At 71.6% G+C, this 5,284-nt stretch carries 5 protein-coding genes and 1 pseudogene; 3 read left to right on the top strand and 3 right to left on the bottom strand.

Features of this window, described 5'->3' with window-relative positions; all coding sequences use genetic code 11:
* Positions 1-1,144, top strand: a 1,144-nt coding sequence (locus tag J0695_RS28765) for a hypothetical protein (protein ID WP_206966848.1), incomplete at its 5' end; no start/stop codon positions are given.
* Positions 1,145-1,159: 15 nt separating this feature from the next.
* Here J0695_RS28765 and J0695_RS28760 read toward each other — a convergent pair.
* On the bottom strand, positions 1,160-2,086 hold the full coding sequence (locus tag J0695_RS28760) for a LysR family transcriptional regulator (protein ID WP_206966846.1): 927 nt from the start codon (positions 2,084-2,086) through the stop codon (positions 1,160-1,162).
* Between the two features lie 127 nt (positions 2,087-2,213).
* On the opposite strand from J0695_RS28760, the gene J0695_RS28755 reads away from it, so the two are divergent.
* A complete protein-coding gene (locus J0695_RS28755) occupies positions 2,214-3,476 on the top strand; it encodes an MFS transporter (protein WP_307798799.1) in 1,263 nt (420 codons plus the stop codon).
* Here J0695_RS28755 and J0695_RS28750 read toward each other — a convergent pair.
* Entirely contained in the window at positions 3,469-4,059 is a 591-nt protein-coding gene (locus tag J0695_RS28750) for a TetR/AcrR family transcriptional regulator (RefSeq protein WP_206966844.1), read from the bottom strand. The two genes, J0695_RS28755 and J0695_RS28750, sit on opposite strands and share 8 nt — an antisense overlap.
* Before the next feature lie 53 nt (positions 4,060-4,112).
* On the opposite strand from J0695_RS28750, the gene J0695_RS28745 reads away from it, so the two are divergent.
* Positions 4,113-5,093, top strand: coding sequence for a GNAT family N-acetyltransferase (locus J0695_RS28745; protein ID WP_206966842.1), 981 nt, complete (start codon positions 4,113-4,115; stop codon positions 5,091-5,093).
* Positions 5,094-5,101: 8 nt separating this feature from the next.
* Here the strand turns inward: J0695_RS28745 and J0695_RS28740 are convergent.
* Positions 5,102-5,284 (bottom strand): annotated as a pseudogene (locus J0695_RS28740) (MarR family transcriptional regulator); the annotation flags it as partial.

The raw sequence follows: 5,284 nt of genomic DNA, 5'->3' as shown, positions 1-5,284 counted from the left end.
CGCCGACCTCCTCCTTGAGAGCCCGCTCGACTCCCGGCTCCTCTCCCAGGCGGCCCGGCTCCTCGCCCGTATGACGAGCCCCCACGATTACCGGGCGAAGATCCTCGACTACGCCGACGCCGTCCCCGCCTATCAGGCCGTCGTCGCCCACGCCTCCCAACTCGCCTCGTCCCTCGACGACTTCGCCGCTCTTCTCTCCCTCGCCCTCGACCTGCACAGCGGACCGAGCACCCTCCTCGACTGGGAACCCGGCCGACGCGAGGCGCTGCTGGACACTCTGGATTCCGTACTGGGCGCGCCCGCATGGTCGGCCGTCGCCGAGGCCTCCCCCGCCGACCCGGTGGCCCTCCGCCGAACGCGCTGGATCCGCCGGACGGCCCGGCAGCCGTTCCACCACCGCACGCCGGCCCCCGGCCTCCGCATCGAGGTGGCCGTGAGCGACCCGGTCGATCCCAGCACCGTGGAGACGCGCATTCTGATCGACGGCCGCCCCCTGGTCGCGGAGTTCTTCGGCCTGGGGCCCGCCGCACCGCCCGAGCGCCTGCTCGACACCGGCGCCCTGCACGCCACAACGGAACCCCACGAGGTCGAACTCGCCGAGGCCTACTGCACCGAGGGCTGCTGTGGCGCGCTCTACGTCACGATCCGCCGCGACGGAAGCGACGTCGTCTGGAGCGATTGGCGGCTCTCGAACACCCCCGCCTCCCGCCAACAGCCCCCGCCCGCCTACCGGTTCGACGCGACGGCGTACGACGCCGAGATCACCCGCGCCGAGAACGACGAGGCCTGGTCCTGGCCGGCCCGCACCACAGCCCGTCTGATCACCGCTGGCCTGCGCGAACAACCGGACCTCCTCACCCGGTGGGACGCCCAACGCGGCTGGACGGGAACAGACTTCGCCGACCCGGACGCGATCGCGATCTCCTTCACGTACTGGCCCGGCCTGTCCTCCGGCGAGAAGGACAAGGACGGCACGCATCTCCAGTTCATCTGGACGCTCCCCGACGACAACACTCCGCCCGAGACCCGGGCGGCAGCCGCCCTGCGGCGCCTGGCCACGACGGACCCGAAGACGTACGCGGATGTCCGGGGCGGCAGCCGCGAGCACGCCGCGGCGCTCGGATACCCCTGGCCGGAGGGGTAGAACGCCCGAAACCGCCTATGCCCAGGCCGGCGTCCACGTCCCGCCCTCAGTACTCCCCGACCGCCCGGCGCGGAGATGATCACGCAGCGCACCCAGCCCCGGGTGCGCATTCTCCCGGTGCCAGATCAGCGAGTGCGGGTACACCGGGACCGGATCCCGCACCGCGATCCGCCGCAGGCCCTGATCGGCGGGCCAGACGAGGCGTGTCTGTTCGCCGACGAACGTCGCCAGCGTCCGGGAGCCGGCGATGGTGTCCAGGAGGGGCTCGGTGCCGAAGTCCGGTCCTGTGGTCTCGATGGTGAGGCCGAAGGCGGCGGCGAGGGCGTCGTAGTAGGCGGCCCACTCCGTCCCGGGCACGATGCCCGGCATCCAGATCCGGTAGCCGACAAGCTCGGCCGGCGTGACCGTACCCGCGTCGGCGAGCTCGTGGACCGGTCCGGTGAGGAGCTGGATGGGCTCGTCGTGGGCCCGGAAGGACGCGATGTCGTCGGGGAGGTGCCGGCCGGGCATGGTGATGGCGCGGAAGGACGCGTCGATCGTGCCGGAGCGCAGTGCGTCGACGGCCGCGTCGGCGTCGAAGAGGGTCACGACATCGAGGTCGACCTCGGGGTGCGCGCGGTGGAAGTCGCCCAGCAGACCGGCCGGGGCGAGTCGCCGGCCGATCACATCGACGCGCAGGGCGCGACGGCCGGGGCGTACGGAGGCGAGGGCCCGCTCCTCGGCCCGCAGGAGATCGCGGGCGTGAGGCAGGAACGCCTGCCCGTCGATGGTGAGCCTGGCTCCGCGCGCGGTGCGGGTGAACAGCCGTACACCGAGCTTCTTCTCCAGCGTGGCGACACGTTTGGAGACGGCCTGCTGGGTGACCGACAATTCGGCGGCGGCGTCCTGGAACCGCCCCGCGTCCGCGGCGGCCACGAAGGTGCGCACGGCTTCGAGATCCACACCGACCACGCTAGACCCTGTCCGGCCCAGCCGTACAACACCTGGTTGTGCTGCCCGGCGGGTCGGTTGTTTGATCTCGCCGTCCGCTCCCCGCTTTGATGCAGGTCGACGAAAGGTGCGGTGGGCGGTGGGGACGGCAGGTGGGCGCCGGCGTGCGCTGGGGCGGCGTTTCGGGTGGCTGTGGGCGGCGTTCGCGGTCAGTTCGTACGGCACCGGGTTCGGATTCGGTGCGCTACCCCTGATCGCGATCCTCGTACTGCACTCCGGGCCGACCCAGGTGGCGGTGCTGGCGGCCACGGGGCGGGCCGTGGGGGCCGTGGTCGCTGTGCCGCTCGGCCCGTGGGTGGAGTTCCGGCGCAAGCGGCCGGTCATGATCGCGACGGACCTCGTCCGGTTCGCGGCGATGATGAGCATCCCGGCCGCGTACGCACTGGGCCTGCTGACCTTCGTGCAGCTCCTCCTCGTCTCCGTCGTCGTCGCCGCGGCCAACATCGCGTTCAGGTCGGCGAGCGGCGCGTATCTCAAAGCCCTCCTCCCCCCGGAGGACCTGCTCGTCGCGAACAGCCGCTTCGAGTCCACGACGTGGACCGCGACGGTGGTGGGGCCGCCGCTCGGCGGGGCCGCGATCGCCCTGTTCGGCCCGGTGACGACTGTGCTGGCCGACGCGGTCAGCTACCTGCTCTCGGCCCTGGGCATCCGCGCCATCGGCGGAACCGAGCCGCACCCCGCGCAAGCCGGCGCTCCGCGGCTGCGCGCCGGTGACCTGCTCGACGGCTGGCGCTACATCCTCGCCGACCGCGTGCAGCGCGCCCTGTTCTTCAACACGATGATCGTCAGCGGCCTCATCATGGCGACGGAGCCGCTGCTCGCCGTGCTTCTCCTCGGCCCCCTCGGGTTCGCGCCCTGGCAGTACGGTCTCGCCTTCGCGGCCCCCTGCATCGGCGGCCTCCTCGGCTCGCGCATCGCGCGCCGGCTCGTGGCGCGGTTCGGGCAGCGCCAGGTGCTGCTCACCTCCGGGGTGCTGCGCGCGTGCTGGCCCCTCGGACTGGCCTTCGCCCAGCCCGGCGTCCCCGGGATGGTGCTCATCGCCGCCCTCCAGTTCGGCCTGGTGACCTGCATCGGCGTCTTCAACCCGCTGCTGGCCACCTACCGGCTCGCCGCCACCGACCCCGGCCGCGTCGCCCGCACCCTCTCCGCGTGGTCGGTCAGCACGAGCGTCGCCATCGCGGCGATGACCGCCGCGTGGGGCCTGCTCGCCGCCCTCACCAGCCCCCGTATCGCGATCGCGGCGGCCGGATTGCTCCTCCTGGCCACCCCGCTGCTGCTCCCGCGCCGCGAGAGCGCGAAAGCCCCGCAGGACAAGGCCGATCAGGCAGCCGGAATCACCTGAGCGAGTCGATAAAGCCGTCGAGCATCTCCGTCTGTACGTCTTCGGGGAACCGGCCCGGATCGAAGAGCGCCTGGACGACGAGTCCATGGGTGAACGCCACGGCGGAGGCGGCGAGTTGCTCCACCTCGGCCGTCGCGGACGACAGCTCGCCCAGCCGCCGCGCATCCTCGAAGTGCGGCCGGATCGCGGCGCGCAGCCGCGTGTAGCGCTCGGCCTGCTCGGCGGCAAGCCCGTCGTCGGCGAGGGCCAGGTCCCAGGAACTGACCCAGATGCGGTTGCGGGCGATGTCGTCCGGGGCCAACGGCAGGATGTCGAGCAGTACGGTGCGCACCGAGGCGAGCCCCTCGGCGGGCCGCGCGCGGCGGGGACGCTCCGCGGTACGCACCTCCAGCAGGTCCAAGGCGTGGGTGATCAGGGCCCGTTTGGTCGGGAAGTAGTGCATGAGCATCCCGGTGGAGACGTTCATCGTGGTGGCGACGGCGCGCAGGGTCAGCCCCCCGAACCCCTTGTCGGCGAGGACGTGCCACACCGCCTCCGATACGTCCTTGCGGCGGGCTTCACGGTCTCCGGGTGCGGGTGGCATGCTGCTACCTTACGTACCGAACGCTTGTTACGCACCCGCGAACCGAGGTATCCGTGTTCACCATCCCGCTGGGCGAGAACGCCCGACTCAGTCCGCTGGAACCCCTGCACGCACAGGAATTCCTCGACCACATGGACCGCGCCAGGCCGAACGTGGACCCCTGGATCCCCTGGGCGGCCCGCAGCACCGACCTCGCCTCCGCGACGGCAACCCTCCAGAGCTACGCCGACAAACAGGCCGCGGACACCGGCCGGATATACGGGATCTGGCTGGACGGCACCCTGGTCGCCGGCGTCATGTTCACGCGCTTCGACGGTCCGGCCGGGATGTGCGAGATCGGCTGCTGGGCGGAGGAGGCGGCGCAGGGCCGAGGACTGGTGACCCGCGCCTGCAGGGAGTTGGTCGACTGGGCTTTCGGGGAGCGGGGGATGACCCGCGTCGAGTGGTGGGTCGCGCCGGGCAACACCCGCAGCATCGAGGTGGCGCGCCGACTCGGCATGACCCGCGAAGGGGTGCTGCGGAAGCGCTACCCGTACCGGGGCACACGCCAGGACAGTGAGGTCTGGTCGGTCCTCGCGGACGAATGGCCGCCCGCGGCCGAAGTAGCCCCTGCCTCCGCCTTCGCCTCCGCCGACAAGACCGAACTCGACCGCCTGATGGCCGCCTGCCTCGGCGCGTTCACCAACACCGACGGCACCGCGCCCCGACTCGACGCGATCCGCGAGGTGTTCATCCCCCAGGGCCTCATCATCGCGCACACCGGAAACGGGAACGAGCCCTTCGTCTACGACCTCGACACCTTCATCGAGCCCCGGGCGAAGATGCTCACCGACGGAACCCTGACGGAATTCTCCGAATGGGAAGTCTCCGAACGCACCGAGATCTTCCACTCGATCGCCCATCGGTCGAGCGAGTACCGCAAGTCGGGCTTCAGGAACGGCGAGTGGTTCGAGGGCGCGGGGCGCAAGACGACCCAGTACATCCGCACCCCCGCCGGCTGGCGGATGACCTCAATGACCTGGGAGGACTTCTAGGGGTCACCTCACCCCGAGAACCAACTCGCCGCGTCCAGCCGGAAGAAGTCCCCCGGTACGGCTTCCCGCAGCGCGCCCTCGACCTCCCCCAGCCGCCCCGCGCCCAGCTTCCGCGCCCACTCCGCGTGCAGCCGGTCGAAGATCGCCGCCGACCGGACCAGGACATCGATCCCGCGCCCGGTCAGCCGCAC

The sequence above is a fragment of the Streptomyces beijiangensis genome, assembly GCF_017315755.1.
Taxonomy (GTDB): domain Bacteria; phylum Actinomycetota; class Actinomycetes; order Streptomycetales; family Streptomycetaceae; genus Streptomyces; species Streptomyces beijiangensis.
This window is presented reverse-complemented; position numbering and strand designations above follow the sequence as displayed.